Raw genomic sequence first — 18296 nt, forward strand, 5'->3', positions numbered from 1 at the left:
CCCGTCTAGGCGGTGGGCGGTGGCTCGGGCAGCGCCTCGACCACCACCACGCTGCTGCCGGGCCGCACCTCGGCCAGCAGTTCCCGCTGGCCGCTGCGGGTCAGCCGGATGCAGCCGTTGGTGGTGTTCTCGCCCAGCTCGCCGTCGTGGTACCAGGTGTGCAGGCCGATGTGCGCGCCGCGCAGGCTCTCCGGGACCGAGTCCGGGTCGTCGGGCACCGAGCCGAGGGCGTAGATGTCCACCCCGCCGTAGACGTCCTGCGGCGGCGGGGTGCGGCCGAGGATGAAGGTACGGCCGAGCGGCGTCTCCTGCCCGCGCTGCCCGAGACTGATCTCCCAGGAGCGCACCGCCCGGCCGGCGCGGTACCAGGTCAGCCGGTGCCGGCCGCGCTCCACCACGATCTGGTCGCGCAGCGCGACGGTGGTGAAGCCGCCGGGCGGGAGCCAGGCGAGCCGGCGGTTGGCCGAGGGCAGCAGCACCGCCGTCCAGCCGGACTGGCGGTCGGCGATGGGCATGGTCAGCTCGACGCCGCTGATGGTCGGTGCGAGCAGGGCCACCGGTCGCCCGCCCGGCGCGTTGTAGGCCGCGATCTCCCGGGTCGGGTGCAGCCCCTCGGTCAGCGGCGTGGTGTCCAGGGTGGCCGGATCGGCCGGGAACCCGGCCGGCGCCGGATCGTAGGTGATCACCGGCAGCCCGGGTGGGGCCGGCGCGGCGGGCGGCACACTCTCGTCGGTGTCCTGGTCGGCGCTGCTCGGCGCGGGCTGCGCGGTGGCCGGCGGCGCCGCCTGTCCGCCGGTCGGCTCCGCATCGGGGGTCAGCGCCAGCCCGGTGAGCAGCGCGGCCACCAGCAGCGCCGGTACGCCGATGCCGGCGGCGATCCAGCCACCCCGCCGCCGGGACTTCATTCGGTCAAACGACACGAAACAACTCTATGCCCGATACCTCTCCCACCAGCCTCTTTCCCCCCAAAAAGCCCACCACCAACACCGGTGATCAAGAGGTTCGCGTCAGGATCTGGGCGGAAACTGACGCGGACCTCTTGATCAACCCGGCGCGGCCGGCAGGCCGGGGGGTCGGGGGCTGAGGGCTGACGGCTGGGGGGTTAGACGCGGGCGCTGGTGTGGATGGCGATCGCGTCGTGGGCCGGGACGTTGGCGGTGAACCAGCCGTTGGCGTCCACAGTGATCAGCGGGCCGCTGCACGAGCCGTTGCTGAAGGTGCCGTGGATGACGTCGCAGTAGCGACCCGCGGGCAGCCCGGTGGAGTACGACCGCCCGGTGATCGCCTGGTCCTCGTCGTTGACGGTGAGGTAGCCCTTGCCGGTCCGGCTGAAGGCGATGTGGTTGTTGCCGTTGTCGTACCAGTTGGTCACGCCCGCGCCCTCGGTGGCGTTGCGGAAGCCGACCATGTTGGCGATCACCGGCCAGCGGTGCTCGCACTCCCAGCCGGAGTAGCAGGTGGTGTTCAGGGTCTTGTTGTTGCCGTCCGAGGGCGGCCCCTGGTCGCGGTTGCTGAACGTGTAGCTGGACATCACCGTGGGGGAGCCGTATGGCCAGGCCAGCATGAAGGCGTTGGCCAGCGCGTAGATGCCCCGGTCCCGATAGGTCAGCACCCCGCCGGTGTCGCGCTGGGTGTCGTGGTTGTCCACGAACACCGCCGCCGGGCCGGTCGGCAGGTGGCCCCAGCCCGTGCCGAAGTTGCTCAGGTAGGCCAGCCGCTCCGAGCGGAACACCCGGGCCAGGTCCTTGCCGTAGCGGAACTCGTGCACGTCGCCGTTGCCGGTGTACTCGGTCGGCTGGATCGGCTCGCCCGCGCCGTGGATGACCTCCTGCACGAGGTACGCCGGCCGGGACAGCCGGGCCTTGATGGCTGCGATGTCGGCGGCCGGCATGTGCTTGCTCGCGTCCAACCGGAATCCGTCGACGCCGAGGGAGAGCAGGTCGTTGAGGTAGGCGGCGATCCGGCCCCGGACGTAGTCGGACTCGGTCTTCAGGTCGGCCAGGTTGACCAGTTCGCAGTTCTGCACCTCGTACCGGTCGCCGTAGTTGGCGATGTCGTTGTTGCCGTTGCGGCCGCAGTAGTGGAAGTCCTGTGACTGGTAGATGCCCGGGTAGTCGTAGTGGCCGTACGACGAACCGGCCCAGCCGGTGCCGCCGGCGTCCTGCCCGGACATGTGGTTGATCACGGCGTCCACGATCACCTTGACCCCGGCGGCGTGGCAGGTGTTCACCATGGACTGGAACTGGGCGCGGGTGCCCTTGCGGGACTCGATCCGGTAGCTGACCGGCTGGTACGCCAGCCACCACTGGGAGCCGCGGACGTGCTCCTGGGGCGGGGAGACCTGGACGTAGCCGTAGCCCTTCGGGCCGAGGGTGCTCTGGCACTCGGCGGCGACCGACGGCCAGTTCCACTCGAAGAGCTGGACGATGACCTTCTTGCTGCCGCTCGGGGCCGCGACGGCCGGGGGTGCCGTCACGACGGTGGGTACGAGCAGGCTGGCGATCATGCCGACGGCGAGGATCGCCGAGCGGCATCGGCGTCGATGCATCGCGACTCCTGACGGGGGTGGGAGGACGGGTGGCGCGGCGGGGGAGGACGCCCACGTCTGCCGGAATCTTGCAGCGAGGGCTGAAATTTTCCGAAAGGTTACAAGCGTGTTGCAGTGACTGTCAACGCATGGATGCCTGTCGTTGTGTCGAGGTCGGCTACACGCGTCACGGTGCCGGCCGGTTCGATCCGGCGGTGGAAATTTCTCCGCCACCGGTGATCCGTCCGCGCCGCCGGTCCGTACTCGATGGGGGAGCAGGGTCGGGCGGTGCGCCGCCGTTAGACGATCGAGGAGCAGATGGCCCGGGCTAAGCAGAATCAGAAGCCGGCGACCGTCCGGACCAGCGAGAGCAGCCGGGGGGTCCGCGGCCGGTCGCGGTCGGCGGTGGCGGCGCTGATCGTCTCCGCGCTCGCCGCGGCGTGGGCGGCGGTCATGCTCACCGGCGCCGGCCAGCGGGCGTACGCCTACGGTTTCTTCTTCACCGAGTTCTTCGCCGGGGTGGTCACCCTGGTCGCGCTGAGCCTCACCGTGATGCTGGGCCTGCTGGCCACGGACCGGTTGGTGCTGCTGATCCGGCACCGGGTGCTGCTCCAGTCGGCGCACCGGGCGACCGGTGTCCTCGGCATCGTCGGGCTGCTCTTCCACGCGCTCACGAAGATCGCGACTGGGCGGGCGGCGAGCACCGACGCGGTGGTGCCGTTCGTCGGTGGTCGCGGGCTCTACGTCGGGCTCGGCACCGTCGCCGCCCTGCTGATGGTCTCGGTGCTCTGGACCGGCGTGGTCCGGGCCCGCTTCGCCGGCGTCGGTCCGAAGTGGCTCTGGCGGGCGCTGCACTCCCTGGCATACCTCGCCTGGCCGTTCGCCCTGCTGCACGGCCTCAACGCCGGCCGCCCGGCGAAGTCCTGGGTGACGCTGAGCTACCTGGCCTGCGTGCTGCTGGTGGTGCTGGCGCTGCTGGTCCGGCTCTCGGTGACCCTCGGCCGGCGCAGCCGGGAGCAGCACCAGGCCGCCGTGATGAACAGCGCCCTCGCCGGCCGGCCGGCCGAGGACGGCAAGGGACGGTCCGTGCTGGCCGGCCTCGGCCGCCGCGGCGACGCCAAGCGCGAGGCCCAGGCCGCCCGGGAGCGCCGGGAGGCCGAGTGGGCGCAGACCACCGCCGAGTTCTCGATGTCGACCGGCGATCGGCGCCGCGACCCGCAGCGCTTCGCCGTGCCGGTGGTGCCCGAGCCGGGCACCCTGCGCGAGCCGGCGCGGTCCAGCCGCAAACGGCGCGACGAGGAGTCGGCGCCGGCGGCCCGTCGTGCCCGACGGACCGCGGAGGTCGAGCCGGCCGGCCGGCAGTCGTCCCGGTACCGGGACGAGGAGCCGGCGGCGGGCCGGTCCCGGCGCCGCCGCGCGGAGCAGCCGGAGTCGCCCCGTCGCGACGAGGAGCGCACCGGCGCCCAGGCCCCGGCGCCGAGCCGGCGGCGGCGCCGCGCGGCCGACGAGGTGGACGCCGGTACGCGGTATCAGGCTCCGTCGCGGCGGCGGACCGACGAGCCGGAGGAGCCGTGGGACAGCCCGCGCCGCTGGGAGGTGGGCGAGCCGGTCTCCGCCGAGCCGATCTCCGCCGGGCCGATCTCCGCCGGGCCGATCTCCGCCGGGCCGATCTCCGCCGGGCCGATCTCCGCCGGGCCGATCTCCGCCGGGCCGATCTCCGCCGCGCCGCGCAGCGGCGCCGGGCGGCACAGCGCCGAGGACGACCAGCCGGAGGAGCCGGACTACTGGCGCCCGCCGGCCCGGTACGTGCCGGAGGAGGTGGCGCCGCCCGTCGACGACACCCCGACCCTGGTCGACCTGGCGTCGCGGCGGGCCCGCCGGGCCGCCGGCGAGGGCCGGTCGGGCCGCCGCAAGCGGGCCAACGCGGATGCGGTGGACGGGGCGTACTGGGCCGGGCTGCGGGGTGAGGCGAAGTGACGACACGCACCACCGTTCCCCCGGTCGCCTGCGTCGGCGAGCCCCGGCTGACCGCCGGCTTCGCCGAGTTCGGTCGGCTGAACCTGGCCGCTCACGAGGAGGTGCACGGCCCGATCGGCCCGATGGAGCCGGCCAACCTGCTCCGGCTCGTCGAGGGGATCCAGCTCAAGGGCAAGGGCGGGGCGGGCTTTCCGTTCGCCCGCAAGCTGCGCGCGGTGCTGGAGTCCTGCGAGCGGCAGGACCTCAGCGCGGTGGTGGTGGTCAACGCCACCGAGGGAGAGCCGGCCAGCTGGAAGGACAAGGTGCTGCTCACCCGGGCCCCGCACCTGATCCTGGACGGCGCGGCGCTGGCCGCGTACGCGCTGGACGCCGACGAGATCGTGATCGGTGTGGCCGACGAAGGGGTGGGCCGCGAGTCGCTGATGGAGGCGCTCGCCGAGCGGCGGATGCCGGTGCCGACCAGCATCGTCACCGTCCCGCACCGGTTCATCTCCGGTGAGGGCGGCGCGCTGGTCAACGGGATCAACGGGCTGCCGCACATCCCGCCCGGCACCAAGAAGCGCTCCAGCGACTCCGGCGTGAGTGGGCTGCCCACCCTGCTCTCCAACGCGGAGACCTACTCCCAGCTCGCCGTCGCCGCCCGGCTCGGCCCGTACGAGTACGCCGCCCTCGGCACCGACGACGAGCCGGGCACCGTGCTGCTCACCGTCACCGGCGCGGCCGGCCGGCCGGCGGTGGTCGAGTGCGCCGCCGGCACCCCGCTGCGGGACATCCTGGACCTCTGCGAGGTGCCCGACGGCCCGGGCATCCTGACCGGTGGCTACCACGGCAAATGGATCACCCCGGAGGCGGCGGACCGGGCCGAGGTCTCCCGCAGGGGGCTGGCCGCGGTCGGCGGCACGCTGGGTGCGGGCATCATCATCCCGCTCGGCCCCGACACCTGCCCGCTCGGCGAGGCCGCCCAGGTGGTGCGCTACCTGGCGGGCGAATCCGCCGGCCAGTGCGGCCCGTGCCGGATGGGCCTGCCGGACCTGGCCCGCGCGGTGGACCTCGCGGTCGCCGGCAGTCAGCCCGCCGACGTCGTCCGGGCCGCCGCCGGCGAGGTGAAGGGCCGCGGCGCGTGCAGCCACCCCGACGGTACGTCCCGCTTCGCGCTCTCCGCGATCGAGGTCTTCGTCGAGGACCTGCGCCTGCACGCCACCGGCGAGGGGTGCGGCCGGCGGGTCAAGGCGGTGATGGGCCTGCCCGGCGCGCCCGACCCGAATCCGCAGAAGTTGACCCTCGACTGGTCCCGCTGTGACGGGCACGGGCTCTGCGCGCACGTGGTGCCGGACTTCATCCGGCTGGACGGCAACGGGTACCCCGCGTTCCCGCCGACGCCGGTGCCGACGTGGCTGCGGGAGGGCGCGATGAAGGCGGTCAAGGTCTGCCCCGAGCTGGCCCTCCGGCTGGCCAAGGCCGAGTAGCGACCGGGACGAACGGAGACGGGCGATGCGGACGGTGAAGGCCGGGCAACCACCCCGGACGGCCCAGCTGGGGCAGGGGACCCTGGCCCGGCTGCGGCGGGTCGTCGCGACCGGCGCCCTGCTCGCCGGGCTCGCGGCCACCTCGGCCTGCACCGGCGGCGGGGCACCGGAGGCAGCCGCCGCCACGCCGGCCGCGGCGACTTCGGGCGCCGCCGCTCCCGCGTCCCCCTCGGCCGTCCCGGCGGCGCGGGTGCCGGACATTCTCGACTTCACCGGCACCACCCTGGACGGCGCGTCCTTCTCCGGCGCCGCGCTGGCCGGTCGGCCGGTGGTGCTCTGGTTCTGGGCTCCGTGGTGCGCCACCTGCGCCAGCCAGGCCTGGACGGTGGCCGAGGTGGCCCCGACCTACCGGGACACCGTGCCGATCGTCGGCGTCGCCGGGCTCGGCGAGCAGCGGGCCATGCGGGACTTCGTCACCGAGTTCGAACTGGCCGGGGTGCCGCAGCTCGACGACCGCGCCGGGAAGCTGTGGCGCCGCTTCGAGGTGGTCGAGCAGAGCACCTTCGTGATCATCGACCGGAACGGGAGCGTGGTCCACCAGGGCTTCCTCGACGGCGAGGCGCTCACCGCGCGGCTTGGCGCGCTGGCCGCCGGCCGGTGACGACCGCCCTGCTGCTGGCGCTGACCGCCGGCATGCTCGGCGCGGTCAACCCGTGCGGCTTCGCGATGCTGCCGGCGTACCTGTCGCTGCTGGTGGCCGGCGCGCCGGGCGCCCGGAGCGCCGTCGGCCGCGCGCTCACCGCCGCCGCCGGCCTGACCCTGGGGTACGTGCTGGTCTTCGGCGCCTTCGGCCTGGCGCTCGCCCCGCTCGCCGGGTGGCTGCGACCCCGGCTGCCCTGGGTCACCGTGGCACTCGGGCTGCTGCTGGTGGCGGCCGGCGTCTGGCTGCTCGCCGGCCGGCGGCTACCCACGCCGGGACGGTTCACCAGGGCGCCCCGGCTGACCCGTTCCTGGGCGTCCACGGTGCTCTTCGGCGCGGCGTACGCGGTCGCCTCGCTCGGCTGCGCGATCGCGCCGTTCCTGGCCATCGTGGTGACCAGCCTCCAGGCCGGGTCGACCCCGCGCGGGCTGGCGCTCTTCGGGGCGTACGCGATCGGGATGGGACTGGTGGTCGCGGTGGCCGCGCTCGGCGTGGCGCTGGTGCGCGACGGGCTGGTGGCCCGGCTGCGCGGCGCCGGTGCGCTGGTGCCCCGGCTCAGCGGTCTGGTGCTGATTGCCGCCGGCGGCTACGTCGCCTGGTACGGCTGGTACGAGGTGCGGCTCGCCGCCGGCCGGCGGGACGCCTTCGGTGACCCGGTGGTGCTCGCCGCGACCCGGATCCAACGCGCGCTCGCCGATGCCCTGGATGCGGTCGGCCCGACGTCCCTCGCCGTGGCGCTCGCCGCGCTGCTGGCGGCTGCGGCGCTCTCGCGCCGGTGGGCGGCCCGACGCGACGCCCGCCGCGCCGAAGACCGGGACCGTGATCGGCTCGCGCATCGCGCGGGCCGCCAGAGTCGGCGCGAGCGTGACACCTCTCCGGCATGAAGATGCCGGAGAGGTATCACGCTCGCGTTCAGGAGCACTCCCGGACGGCCTCGCGCCGCCGGTTGCGGGTCAGCGGGTGGGCGTGAGGCGGTCGGTGCCCATCCGGTCGTGCAGGACCTCGGGCAGCAGCACCGAGCCGTCGGACTGCTGGAACTGCTCCAGGATGGCCGGGAAGAGCCGGCTGGTGGCCAGCGCCGAGCCGTTGAGCGTGTGCACGAACCGGGTCTGCTTGCCGCCCGGCTCGCGGTAGCGGATGGCCGCCCGGCGCGCCTGGTAGTCGCCGGCCCAGGAGACCGACGAGACCTCCTTGTACTTGCCGGTGCTCGGCATCCACACCTCGATGTCGAGGGTCTTCTTCATCGACGCGCTGGCGTCGCCGGCGGAGAGCAGGCTGCGCTGGTAGTGCAGGCCCAGCCGCTCGACCAGGCTCTCCGCGTGGCCGAGCATCTCCTCGAGCGCCGCGTCGGCCTGCTCGGGCAGGGTGAACTGGAAGATCTCCACCTTGTTGAACTGGTGGCCCCGGACGGTGCCGCGCTCGTCGGAGTGCGAGCCGGCCGCCTCCCGCCGGTAGCAGGGGGTGTAGGCGAACGCCTTCAGCGGCAGCTTCGGGGTCTCCAGGATCTCGTCCTGGTAGGCCCCGAGGATCGCGGTCTCCGAGGTGGGCAGCAGGAACTGCCCGCGCGGGGCGGACTCCCGGTCCAGGTGGTAGACGTCGTCGTAGAACTTGGGGAACTGGCCGGCGGCGAAGCCGGCGGTGTCGAGCAGCAGGTGCGGCGGGAGCAGGAACTCGTAGCCGGCCTTGACGTGCTCGTCGATGAACCAGTTGATCAGCGCCCATTCCAGCCGGGCACCGACCCCGGTGTACATCCAGAAGCCGGAGCCGCCGAGCTTGACCCCCCGCTCGTGGTCGACCAGGCCCAGCGCGCGGCTCAGCTCCATGTGGTCGCGGACCTTCTCGATCACCGGGGGCTCGCCGAAGGTCTTCACCACCCGGTTGGCCTCCTTGCCGCCGGGCACGACGTCGTCGGCGGGCAGGTTGGGCAGCTCGCTCATCGCGGATCGCAGCCGGGCCTGCACCTCGTCCAGCTCGGACTCCAGCTGGGCGAGCTGCTTACGCTCGGCATCCGCCGCGGTGACCTGCGGCTCCACGCCGGCCCGCTTCGCCTCGGCGTACGCCCGCGCCTCCGCCTTGCGGCGCTGCCGCTCGGCGTCGATCTCCGTGATCAGGGCGCGGCGTTCCTGGTCGAGTCGCTGGATCTCGTCCAGCGCCCGGTTGACCTCGGCGGGATCCAGACGCTTCGCCAGCGCGGTCGCCACCGCCTCGCGATCCTTCCGGATCAACTCCATGTCGAGCATGCTGCTCCGTACGCCTCCGTCTTGGGAGTCGGGTGGGACCCCCAGATGCTACCGTCGCGCCCCTTCCCGGCAGGGCCGGGGCGCGACGGCGCCTCGGGCCGGGGTCAGAGGCGGATGGGCATCAGGATGGAGAAGGCGTCCGCGTCGGCGGAGCTGCGGATCGCCAGTGGGGCGATGGGGCCGTCCAGCTCCAGCACCAACTGCCCGTCGCCGGCGGCGTCGAGGGCGTCGAGCAGGTAGCGCCCGTCCACCCCGATCCGGACCCCGGCCGTCGACTCGTCCGGGCCGAGGATCCGTAGTCCGTGGTCGTCGGCACCGAGCACCGTCACCGCGTAGGTCCGCCCGTCGTGCTCCCGGTGGATCGTGGGGGCGTCGGGGGCGCGCAGCGCGGTCCGCAGCGCGGCGGCGTCGACCGGGAACCGGTGGGCCGGCGGAGCGCCGCCGGCCCGGGGCAGCAGCCGCCGGTAGTCGGGGAACTCGTCCGGCATCGTCGGCCCGGTGACCTCGCCGCCGTCGACCGCGACCAGCACGCGATCCCCGGTCAGGGTCAGTGTCACCGCCGCGCTCCGCCCGGCCGCCAGCAGCGGCCGGATCTCGTCGACGACGGCGGCGGGGAGCAGCGCACGCACCGGCGGGCCGTCGACCGTCCCGCCGGCCCGGGCGACGGCGAGCCGGTGCCGGTCGGTGGCGACCAGCCGGACCCCGTCCGGCTCGACGTCCAGCAGAACGGCGCTCAGCATCGGCAGATCGGGGTCGTTGCCGGCGGCGAACCGGACGGCGTCGACGGCGTTCGCCAGCTCGACGCGGGACAGGATCAGGCGGGTGGTCATGGTGAACTCCTCGGGGCCGATCAGGCTACGGATCCGGGAGAGCTCACGGCGGGCGTCGGCGAGGCCGTCCTCCAACCGGCGTTGGTGCGCGTCCAGCAGCCGGTGCACGTCGGCCGGCTCGGCTCGCACCGCGGCGGCGATCTCGGCGACCGGCATGCCGACCCGGCGCAGGCCGGCCACCAGCCGGGCCGACGCCAGCTGCGCGTCGGTGTACCAGCGGTAGCCGGTCGTCGGATCCACCCGGGCCGGCACCAGCACCCCGGCCGAGTCGTAGAACCGCAGCGCGCTGACCGTGAGGCCGCTGCCCCGGGCCAGCTCGCCGATGCTGCGCAGTTCGCTCTCCACGACCGGTGATCCTGTGGTCTCGACCAGGTCGAGGGTCAAGCCGCCGGCGCGGCCGGGGCGCCCAGCACGCGGAAGGTGATCCCGGCCCGGGTGAGCCGGCCCAGCAGCGCGTCGCCCATCGCGGTCACCGAGGTGACCTGACCGGCGGTCGGCGGCAGGTCGTCCAGGGCCAGGCAGAGCGCGGACTCGGCGAGCATCTTCGCCGTCTCGTCATAGCCGGGGTCGCCGCCCGCCACCTCGGTGTGGACCCGCCGGCCGCCGCCCGCGCCGACGAACCGGACCCGGAACCACGACTCGGCCCGCTGCTGCGGGGTCGGCCCCTGCCCGGAGGCGAGCCGACCGAGCAGCCAGCGCCGGGTGGGCGCCAGCCGCACCAGGCCGGCCAGGGCGCCGAGGCCGGCCGCGCCGGCCAGCACGGTGGGCAGGCGGCGCACCGCGGCGAAGTGCCGGTAGCGGAAGTCCGGGCCGTACTCGGGGCGGGCCGCGGCCGAGCGGCGGACCACCTGCGGGTCGATGGTGGGCAGCGGCACCGTCCACATGCCCAGCTCGGCCGAGCGGGCGAGCCGGCCGGGCACCGCCCGGACCCGCCGGTCGGCCGGACGCGGCTCGGCCGCCCGGCGCTCGCGGGCCGCCCGGCCGGCCTGCGCGGCCCGGGAGAAGGCGGTGAGCGCCGAGTGGTAGGTGCCGGCGGAGATGCGCCCGCCGGCCCGGACGAAGCCGTCGACGGTGATCGGCACGTCGGTGGGGAGCTGCCGAACCGTGAACCAGGCGCCCAGGTCGTGCGGGATCGAGTCGAAGCCGCAGGCGTGCACCAGCCGCGCACCGGTGCGGACCGCCTCGGCGTGGTGGCGCAGGTACATCAGGTCGACGAACTCCGGCTCACCGGTGATGTCGAGGTAGTCGGTGCCGGCCCGGGCGCACGCGGCGACCAGCGGCTCCCCGTGGTGGATGAACGGGCCGACGGTGCTGGCGACCACCTGGGCGCTCTCCGCCACCGCGCGCAGCGAGTCGGCGTCGGTGACGTCGGCGGTCAGCAGCGGCAGCTCGGCCAGCGCCGGATCGATCCCGGCGAGCCGTTCCCGCACCGCGGCCAGCTTGGCGGGACTGCGCCCGGCCAGCGCCCACCGCAACCCCGCCGGGGCGTGCCGGGCCAGGTAGTCGGCGGTCAGCCCGCCGGTGAACCCGGTCGCCCCGAAGAGCACCACCTGGTACGCCCGCTCCCCAGCCATCCCCAGAGTCTGCCACCCGACCCGCCGAGCGGCACACCCTCACTCACCCGGCCCGGCCCGGTCCACCGCCGAGCGGTCCGCGCGGAGCACCTCGCCGGTCTCGACCAGCTGCTTGGCCTGTCGCAAGGCGCCGGCGACCAGCAGGCCGGGATGGTCTCCGACCAGGTGCGCGGCGAGCCCGGTGGGCGGGGGCGCCCCGACCCGGAGCCGGGCCGCGAGTTCGCTGCCGCGGCCGCCCGGCGCCGGGCGTACCCGCACCTCCACCGCCCCGTCGAGCCGGCGCAGCGACTCCGGCCACCGGCCGTCGGGCAGCACCTCGTCCGGCGGTCGGTGCACGGTCACCACCTGCCAGCGGGCCGGCTCCGGCCGCCCGCCGGTGCGGCCCGGCCGCCGGGGTACGACCGGCGCCCGGGCCACCGCCCCGGCGGCCACCGATCCGGCCAGGGCGAGCGCCCAGCCGGCCAGCCGCCCGAAACGTCCCACCTCGTCCCTCCCGCCTCCTTCGCGGCGCTGTCGGCAGCCGACCCGCCCCGCACCCCGATGGTCGGCGCGGTGCGGGTGAAGCGGACTCGCCCCGAAGGGGTGAACCGGCCCGCGCCGGGTAACCGCCCGCCGACCGGGGGTGGAACGCGTCCGTGGGGGTGGGCCGGTTGCCGGAACAGCAGAGCGGGGCACGGGTGGAGACGGTGGCGCCGGCCGGCCCACCGCTGCTGGCCTCGCGGCTGACCCCGCCCGCGCCGCCCGAGCCGGTGGTGGCCCGGCCCCGGCTGCTGCGCCGGCTCGACGCCGGCAGCGCCGGGCCGGTCACCCTGGTCCGCGCCCCGGCCGGCTGGGGCAAGACCACCCTGCTCGTCTCCTGGATCCGGCTGGTCGACGCCAGCGCGGGGGAGGGGGCCGAGGTGCGCCCGGACGGCAGCGTCGACGACCCCGCCCGGCCGGCCCCGGCGTGGGTGTCCGTGGAGTCCGGCGACGACGGCGACCGGCTCTGGTCGTACCTGGCGGCGGCGCTGCGCGCCACGGCGGACCCGCTGAGCCTGGCGGCGGCGCCGGTGCCGGACCGCCCGCCCCGCCCCGACCAGCTGGAGCTGCTGGCCGCCGCGCTGGCCGCCCGCGAGCGGCCGGTGCTGCTGGTCCTGGACGACCTGCACCGGGTCACCGACCCGGCGGCGCTGGCCGGTCTGGAGTTCCTGCTCCGGCACGCCGACCAGCGGCTGCGTCTGGTCGTCGGTGCCCGGGCCGGTCTGCCGCTGGCCGTGCACCGGCTGCGGCTCGCCGGGGAACTGACCGAGATCGGCCCGGACGAGCTCGCCTTCACCGACGACGAGGTGGCCGACCTGCTGAGCGCGCACGGGGTGCAGCTGCCCGGCACGGCGCTGCGCCGGCTGCGGGAACGGACCGGCGGCTGGCCGGCGGCGCTCCGGTTCGCCGCGCTGGCGCTGCGCCGGCAGCCGGACCCGGCTCGCTGGGTCGCGCAGTACGGCGGCGACCAGCCGGAGATCGCCGGGTACCTGCACGAGGAGGTGCTGGCCGCGGTGGACCCGCCGGCCCGCGAGCTGCTGCGCCGGACCGCGCTCGCCGAGACGGTCTGCGCGGACCTGGCGGACGCGCTCACCGGCGGCTCGGACGCCGAGCGGACGCTGGCCGACCTGGCCGGCGACGGCGGTCTGTTGAGCCGCGACGACAGCCGCCCGCCCTGGTACCGCTGCCATCCGCTGCTCACCGACCTGCTCCGGGCCGAACTGGCCCGGCTCCCCGGCGAGGAGCTGCGCGAGCTGCACCTGCGCGCCGCCGGTTGGTACGCCGACAACGGCCGGCCGGCCGAGGGGCTGCGGCACGCGCTCGCCGCCGGGCGGTGGGACCGGGCCACCGAACTCTTCATCGCGCACTGGCCGGAGCTGGCCCCGTACGACCAGGTCGGCGGGGCCGGACCGGCGCCGGCGGCCCCGCCGGCCGACGCGGTGCGCCGCGACCCGGAGCTGGCGCTCGCCTGCGCCGCCGAGCGGGCGTACGCCGGTGACGCCACGGCCGCCGAGGCGTATCTGCGCACCGCCGCGGCGAACGCCGACACGCTGCCGACCCCGCGACGCGACCGGTTCCTGCGACTGGCCACCACGCTGGAGCTGACCCTGGCCCGGCTGGCCGGTGACCACGCCGAAGTACGCGCCGCGGCGGCCCGACTGGTCCGGGGCCGGCCGCTCCCGCCGGCCGGAGCGTCGCCGGGCGCCGAGCCGACGGCGGCCGAGCCGCTACCGGTGTCGTCGAGCGGCGGCGGGCCGCGCGGAACCGCCACCGACGACGCCGACCTGCGTGCCTTCGCCGGTACGGCGCTCGGGTTGGCGGAGCTGGCCGACGGGCAGCTGCCCACGGCGCGGTTCGACCGCGCGCTGACAGCGGCCCGGGAGGCCGGCCGGCCGCGCACCGAGCTGGTCGGCGCCAGCCGTTCGGCATTGCTGCACGCGCTCCGCGGTGAGCTGCGCGTGGCCGAGGCGGCGGCCCGGGACGCGCTGTCCATGCCGCCCTGTCACGGCTGGGCCTGCCGGCTGGACTGCGGGTACGCCTACCTGACGCTCGCCGTGGTGGCGCTGCACCGGGACCAGCCCGACGAGGCCGCCGCGAACCTGGCACTCGCCACGCCCGCGACCGGCGGCGCGGAGCCGGACGAGCGTCCACCCGGCCGCGAGGTCCCGGCGGGCGAACTGACCGCCGCGACGGCGGCCGCGCTCTGCCGGGCCCAGCTGCTGCACGACCGGGGTGAGCCGGCGGCCGGGCAGCGGCTGCTGGCCGAGGCCCGGGACCGGCTCGCCGACCGACCCGCCGCCGCCGAGCTGGCGCACTGGCTGCTGGCCGCCGAGGCGGATCTGCGCGGTGCCCGGGGCGACCTGGAGGGCGCCCGGGAGCTGCTCGCCGGTCGGGTCGGCGAGCGGGTCGAGCCGGTGGCGCCGATCGCGGTGGCGCTGGCCCGGGTCGAGCTGCGGGCCGGTGATCCGCGGGCCGCCGGGCGGGCGCTACCGGACTGGCGCGCGCCGGAGACGGCCGACTGGCCGCTGCCGGTACGCCTGCAGGCCGGGCTCCTCGACGCGGTCCTGGCCCGGCAGGGCGGGGACGAGCGTCGGGCCGGCCGGCTCCTGGAGGAGGTGCTCGACCTGGCCGGTCCGGACGGCTTCCGGCGGGTCTTCATCCGGGCCGAGCCGGCCGTCCGGGACCTGCTCGCCACCCATCTGGACACCGGCACCGCGCACTGGCCGATGGTGAGCGACCTGGTCCGCGGCGCGGACGCGCCGGTGGAGCGGGGCCCGGTGGAGCCGGGCCCGGCGCTGGACGAGCCGCTCACCGAGCGGGAGCTGACCATCCTGCGCTACCTGCAGAGCATCCTGTCCAACGTGGAGATCGCCAGCGAGCTGTCCCTGTCGGTCAACACCGTGAAGACCCACGTTCGCAACATCTACCGCAAGCTCGACGCGACCCGCCGCCGTGAGGCGGTACGGCGGGCGCGCGAGCTGCGGCTGATCTGAGGCTCAGGTGTCGGCTGCGGCGTCCACCGCGGCGAGCAGGTCGGACAGGGCGTAACCGCCGTCGTGGCGGACGTCGTTGACGAAGAGCGTCGGGGTGCCGTTCACCCCGCTGCGGATGCCGCCGACGAAGTCCCGCCGCACCCGGTCGGCGTGCGCCTGCCGCTCGACTTCGGCGCCGATCTCCTCCGGCGGCAGGCCGAGCTGCTCGACGCCGAGCGACAGGTGCACCGGGTCGAGTTGGTCCTGGTGCTCGTAGAGCCAGTCGTGCATCTCCCAGAACCGACCCCGGGCCCCGGCGGCCTCGGCCGCCTCGGCGGCGCTCTCGGCGTACGGGTGCACGTTGGCGATCGGGAAGTGGCGGTAGACCAGCCGCACCGTCCCCTCCCGTTGCCGGAGCAGATCGTGCAGGTTGGGGTACGCGGCGCCGCAGTACTGGCACTGGAAGTCGCCGTACTCGACGACGGTCACCGGCGCGTCCACCGCGCCCCGGACATGGTCGCTCTCGGTCACCGGCGTCCGGAGACGGGCGGTGACCTGCAGTGGCGTGGTCATCCGGCCACCACCTGCCGACCGGTGCCGAGCCGCTCCAGGGCGTCCAGGATGCCGTCGGCGCCCGGGTTGACGTCGGGCGGGGAGAGGTGGCTCCAGGCGACGGCGCCGTCCGGGTCGAGCACCACCAGCGCCCGGGCGGCCTCGCCCCGCGGGGTGTACGCGCCGTACGCGCGGGCGACCTCGCCCTTGGGCTCGAAGTCGGCCAGCAGCGGGAACGCGATGCCCTGGCTCTCGGCGAACGCCCGGTGCGACCAGATGCTGTCCACCGAAATGCCGAGCACGGCCGCCCGGTAGCGGTCGAACTCCGGCATGGCGGCCTGGTAGAGCGCCATCTGGTCGCCGCAGACCGGGCTCCAGTCGGCCGGGTAGAAGGCGAGCACCACCGGCCGCCCGCGGTACCCGCCGGGTCCGGTGTGCTGCCCGTCCGGGGTGGCCGGCAGGGAGAAGTCCGGCGCCGGCCGCCCCGGTCTGATCAGCCCGTTCGGATCAGTCATGGCTCCCACGCTCGCCCCCGGGCGGGTGAGGCCGGCTCACCCGGCCCGGGTGGTTCAGTGCAGCACCGGGGCGACCGCGATCTGGTTCTGCACCTCCCGGATTCCCGGCGCGGACCAGGCCACCCGCTCCACCTCGGCCCGTTCCGGGATCGAGTGGACCAGTCCGGACAGCACCACCGTGTCGCCGTGCACCCGTACGGTGACCCGCTCGGCCTCGCTGGCCCGGTTGCGGGCGAGCGCGTCGACTATCCGCTGGACCAGTTCGTGCCCGTCCGGGCGGATGGCCGGGCGGACGGTGATGCCGTTGCTGACCCCCTGCACGCCGCGCAGTCGGCTGACCACGCGTTCGGCGGCCCGCCGCTGGTACTCCCACTCCACCTCGCCGTGCATCGTCACCCAGCCGGCGGAGACGGTCACCTGCAGTTGCTCGACCGGGACGAACGCGTCCCACTCCAGCGCGCTCCCCACGTCGGCAGCGATGTCCGGATCGGCGCGTTCCGCCCCGCCGGGCAGTTGGACGGTCAGGTCGTTGGCGACCGCCCGGACCATGGCCACCCGGTGCGCGGCCCGCTCGGCCGCCCACTTCTTCGCGTAGCTGTCCACCCGGCCGGTCAACGTGACGACGCCCTCGGCGACGGTCACCCCGATCTCGTGGGGGCGTACCCGTGGTTCCCAGGTGAGCTCGTCGAGGACGTCGGACTGGATGTCCTGGTCGGTACGCGTGATCGTCGCGGTGGCCATCTGTCCCTCCTGAGGTTCGTGGGGCGGCACGCACCCCGGCCTGCACCGATCCTGTCGCCTGCCGGGGTGAAACCCCCTCGCCCGACCGGGGTGAGCCGGTGCGGCGGCAGTGGGGCGAGCGACCCGGTGGGCGCCCGTCGGGGAGGCGGGGCGGCCGGCCGGGTCGTACGCTCGCCCTGGCCACCCCGAGGAGGTACGACATGAGTCCGATCAGGACGGCATATCTCACCGCCGCGCGCTCGGCCGTCGGACTGCTGGGCGACCCCGCGGTCGCCGCCCGCTGGAACACGCCCAGCGCGCTCGCCGAGTTCGGCGTCGCCGGCCTCGCCGGGCACCTCGCCTCGCAGGTCTTCCAGGTCGAGGCGGTGCTGGCCGAGCCGGTGCCGGAGGGCGACCCGATCGGGCTGCTCGACCACTACGCGCGTGGGAGCTGGGGCGGCGCGAGCGTCGACGACGAGGTGAACGTGGGCATCCGTCGGGCGGGGGAGAAGATCGCGGTGGCCGGAGCCGCCGCGCTCGTCGAGGGGACCGCGGCGGCGGTGCAGCGGCTGGCCGAGGCGCTGGCCGACGAGCCGGCGGACCGGGTGGTGCACCTGGCCCGGGGCCCGTGGTCGCTCGCCCTGGACGACTTCCTGACCACCCGGCTGATGGAGCTCGCGGTGCACTCCGACGACCTGGCGGTCAGCGTCGACGTACCCACCCCGCAGCTGCCCGCCGAGGTGATCGACCCGGTGCTGTCCCTGCTCGCCCGCCTCGCGGTGCGTCGACACGGCCAGCCGGCGGTGTTGCGGGCGCTGACCCGGGCCGAGCGGGCCCCCGCCCTGATCAACGCGTTCTGACCCGGGCCGAGGGGGCCTCCGCACTGATCAAGGCGCGCCGACCCGGCCGACGCACACGGGCCCCGACCGACGGTGGTCGGTCGGGGCCCGCGCGTCGGGTGGCTCGGGCGGTCAGCCGTCCTGACCGACCGGGGAGTTCGGCCGGTCCACGTCGACGAACTCGATGTCGTCCGCGGCGCGATCCTCGCGGCTGCCGGCGGCCCGGGCAGCGGTGCCGGCGGCCCAGCCGACGGCCGCGCCCACCAGCGCGGCGCCGATCAGCAGCGTCCAGGGCAGCGCCGGCCGACGGCCGGCGAGCGCGTCGAAGGCGAGGCTGGCCCGGTGGCGAGCCTCGTCGGCGGCGGAACCGACCAGGTCGCCGGCCTCGTCACCGAGGCGATGACCGCCGCGGCGGGCGGACCGGGCGGTGTCCCGGACGCTGTCCCCCGCGGCGTTGACGGCAGAGACCAGCTGCTGCCACGCCTGGTCCGCGATCCGCTCGGGCTTGTTGCGGCGGTCCACCAGGTTGGTTCCGAACATCGTGATTACCTCCTCGGGTGCCGGAGTCGGCGGCCACTTCGGACTCCGGCGTCTGTCCAGCGCCTCACGGTTCGCCTACCCGCCAGTGCCCCGCCCGCCGGCGCCGCAAACCCGCCCCCTCGGGCGGTGGGTTCAGTGCAGCACGACCACGGCCGCGCCGCGGGCGAAGTCGTCGTCGTCATCGTCGTCGTCGTCTCCGCCGCCGAAGCCGCAGGCCAGGGCGAGGGCGAGCAGGGCGGCGACGCCGGCCAGCCCGGCCAGTCTCTTGATCATCGATCGTCCTCTCCGTCACGGTGCACTCCCGGCCGATGCTAGGCAGCGCCGG

17 protein-coding genes are annotated in these 18296 nt (G+C 75.4%); 6 read left to right on the plus strand and 11 right to left on the minus strand.

What is annotated here, in order from left to right:
* Positions 1-5: 5 nt before the first annotated feature.
* Together AB0C04_RS06995 and AB0C04_RS07000 are read right to left on the minus strand one after the other, a co-directional pair.
* Positions 6-920 carry a L,D-transpeptidase gene (locus AB0C04_RS06995; RefSeq protein ID WP_357049576.1) on the minus strand — a complete coding sequence of 305 codons (915 nt, stop codon included), beginning with the start codon at positions 918-920 and terminating at the stop codon, positions 6-8.
* Between the two features lie 182 nt (positions 921-1102).
* A complete protein-coding gene (locus AB0C04_RS07000; RefSeq protein WP_357049579.1) occupies positions 1103-2548 on the minus strand; it encodes an alpha-amylase family protein in 1446 nt (481 codons plus the stop codon).
* Positions 2549-4098: 1550 nt separating this feature from the next.
* Here AB0C04_RS07000 and AB0C04_RS07005 point away from each other — a divergent pair.
* From AB0C04_RS07005 to AB0C04_RS07020, 4 genes are read left to right on the plus strand one after another with little or no spacing between them, the layout of a single operon-like run.
* Positions 4099-4494 carry a pentapeptide repeat-containing protein gene (locus tag AB0C04_RS07005; protein WP_357050734.1) on the plus strand — a complete coding sequence of 132 codons (396 nt, stop codon included), beginning with the start codon at positions 4099-4101 and terminating at the stop codon, positions 4492-4494.
* Between the two features lie 6 nt (positions 4495-4500).
* Positions 4501-5970 carry an NADH-ubiquinone oxidoreductase-F iron-sulfur binding region domain-containing protein gene (locus AB0C04_RS07010; RefSeq protein WP_357049581.1) on the plus strand — a complete coding sequence of 490 codons (1470 nt, stop codon included), beginning with the start codon at positions 4501-4503 and terminating at the stop codon, positions 5968-5970.
* Between the two features lie 25 nt (positions 5971-5995).
* Positions 5996-6631, plus strand: a complete 636-nt coding sequence (locus AB0C04_RS07015; RefSeq protein ID WP_357049584.1) for a redoxin domain-containing protein — start codon at positions 5996-5998, stop codon at positions 6629-6631.
* Positions 6628-7554 carry a cytochrome c biogenesis protein CcdA gene (locus tag AB0C04_RS07020; RefSeq protein WP_357049587.1) on the plus strand — a complete coding sequence of 309 codons (927 nt, stop codon included), beginning with the start codon at positions 6628-6630 and terminating at the stop codon, positions 7552-7554. Before AB0C04_RS07015 ends, AB0C04_RS07020 begins: the two co-directional genes overlap by 4 nt.
* A 69-nt stretch (positions 7555-7623) precedes the next feature.
* Here AB0C04_RS07020 and serS read toward each other — a convergent pair whose 3' ends face one another.
* The 4 genes from serS to AB0C04_RS07040 all read right to left on the minus strand — a co-directional run bounded on the left by serS (position 7624) and on the right by AB0C04_RS07040 (position 11746).
* Complete coding sequence (gene serS / locus AB0C04_RS07025; protein WP_357049589.1) at positions 7624-8910, minus strand: serine--tRNA ligase; 1287 nt, start codon at positions 8908-8910, stop codon at positions 7624-7626.
* A gap of 104 nt (positions 8911-9014) precedes the next feature.
* A complete protein-coding gene (locus AB0C04_RS07030) occupies positions 9015-10073 on the minus strand; it encodes a MerR family transcriptional regulator (protein ID WP_357050737.1) in 1059 nt (352 codons plus the stop codon).
* 47 nt (positions 10074-10120) lie between these two features.
* Positions 10121-11314 carry a saccharopine dehydrogenase NADP-binding domain-containing protein gene (locus AB0C04_RS07035; protein WP_357049592.1) on the minus strand — a complete coding sequence of 398 codons (1194 nt, stop codon included), beginning with the start codon at positions 11312-11314 and terminating at the stop codon, positions 10121-10123.
* A gap of 39 nt (positions 11315-11353) precedes the next feature.
* Positions 11354-11746, minus strand: coding sequence for a hypothetical protein (locus AB0C04_RS07040; RefSeq protein ID WP_357050740.1), 393 nt, complete (start codon positions 11744-11746; stop codon positions 11354-11356).
* 209 nt (positions 11747-11955) lie between these two features.
* Between AB0C04_RS07040 and AB0C04_RS07045 the strand changes: the two genes are divergently transcribed.
* Positions 11956-14826 carry a LuxR C-terminal-related transcriptional regulator gene (locus AB0C04_RS07045; protein ID WP_357050743.1) on the plus strand — a complete coding sequence of 957 codons (2871 nt, stop codon included), beginning with the start codon at positions 11956-11958 and terminating at the stop codon, positions 14824-14826.
* A gap of 3 nt (positions 14827-14829) precedes the next feature.
* Here the strand turns inward: AB0C04_RS07045 and AB0C04_RS07050 are convergent, their stop codons facing one another.
* Genes AB0C04_RS07050 through AB0C04_RS07060 form a run of 3 tightly spaced genes read right to left on the minus strand, consistent with a single transcriptional unit; the run spans position 14830 to position 16613 of the window.
* The gene (locus AB0C04_RS07050; protein WP_357049595.1) at positions 14830-15378 is read right to left on the minus strand and encodes a DsbA family protein; all 549 of its coding nucleotides are present in this window, start codon (positions 15376-15378) and stop codon (positions 14830-14832) included.
* Entirely contained in the window at positions 15375-15872 is a 498-nt protein-coding gene (locus tag AB0C04_RS07055; RefSeq protein ID WP_357049599.1) for a redoxin domain-containing protein, read from the minus strand. The genes AB0C04_RS07050 and AB0C04_RS07055 overlap by 4 nt, the downstream gene beginning before the upstream one ends.
* Positions 15873-15926: 54 nt before the next feature.
* Complete coding sequence (locus tag AB0C04_RS07060; RefSeq protein ID WP_357049601.1) at positions 15927-16613, minus strand: BON domain-containing protein; 687 nt, start codon at positions 16611-16613, stop codon at positions 15927-15929.
* Positions 16614-16813: 200 nt separating this feature from the next.
* Here AB0C04_RS07060 and AB0C04_RS07065 point away from each other — a divergent pair, with 200 nt between their 5' ends.
* Positions 16814-17452 (plus strand): maleylpyruvate isomerase N-terminal domain-containing protein, encoded by a 639-nt coding sequence (locus AB0C04_RS07065; RefSeq protein ID WP_357049603.1) that lies wholly within the window; start codon positions 16814-16816, stop codon positions 17450-17452.
* A 111-nt stretch (positions 17453-17563) separates the two neighbouring features.
* On the opposite strand, the gene AB0C04_RS07070 is transcribed toward AB0C04_RS07065, so the two are convergent.
* Together AB0C04_RS07070 and AB0C04_RS07075 are read right to left on the minus strand one after the other, a co-directional pair.
* Positions 17564-17971 carry a hypothetical protein gene (locus tag AB0C04_RS07070; RefSeq protein WP_357049606.1) on the minus strand — a complete coding sequence of 136 codons (408 nt, stop codon included), beginning with the start codon at positions 17969-17971 and terminating at the stop codon, positions 17564-17566.
* Positions 17972-18103: 132 nt separating this feature from the next.
* A complete protein-coding gene (locus AB0C04_RS07075) occupies positions 18104-18244 on the minus strand; it encodes a hypothetical protein (protein ID WP_357049609.1) in 141 nt (46 codons plus the stop codon).
* Between the last annotated feature and the right edge of the window lie 52 nt (positions 18245-18296).

The sequence above is a fragment of the Micromonospora sp. NPDC048909 genome, assembly GCF_040649635.1.
In the GTDB taxonomy this organism is placed as follows: Bacteria; Actinomycetota; Actinomycetes; order Mycobacteriales; family Micromonosporaceae; genus Micromonospora.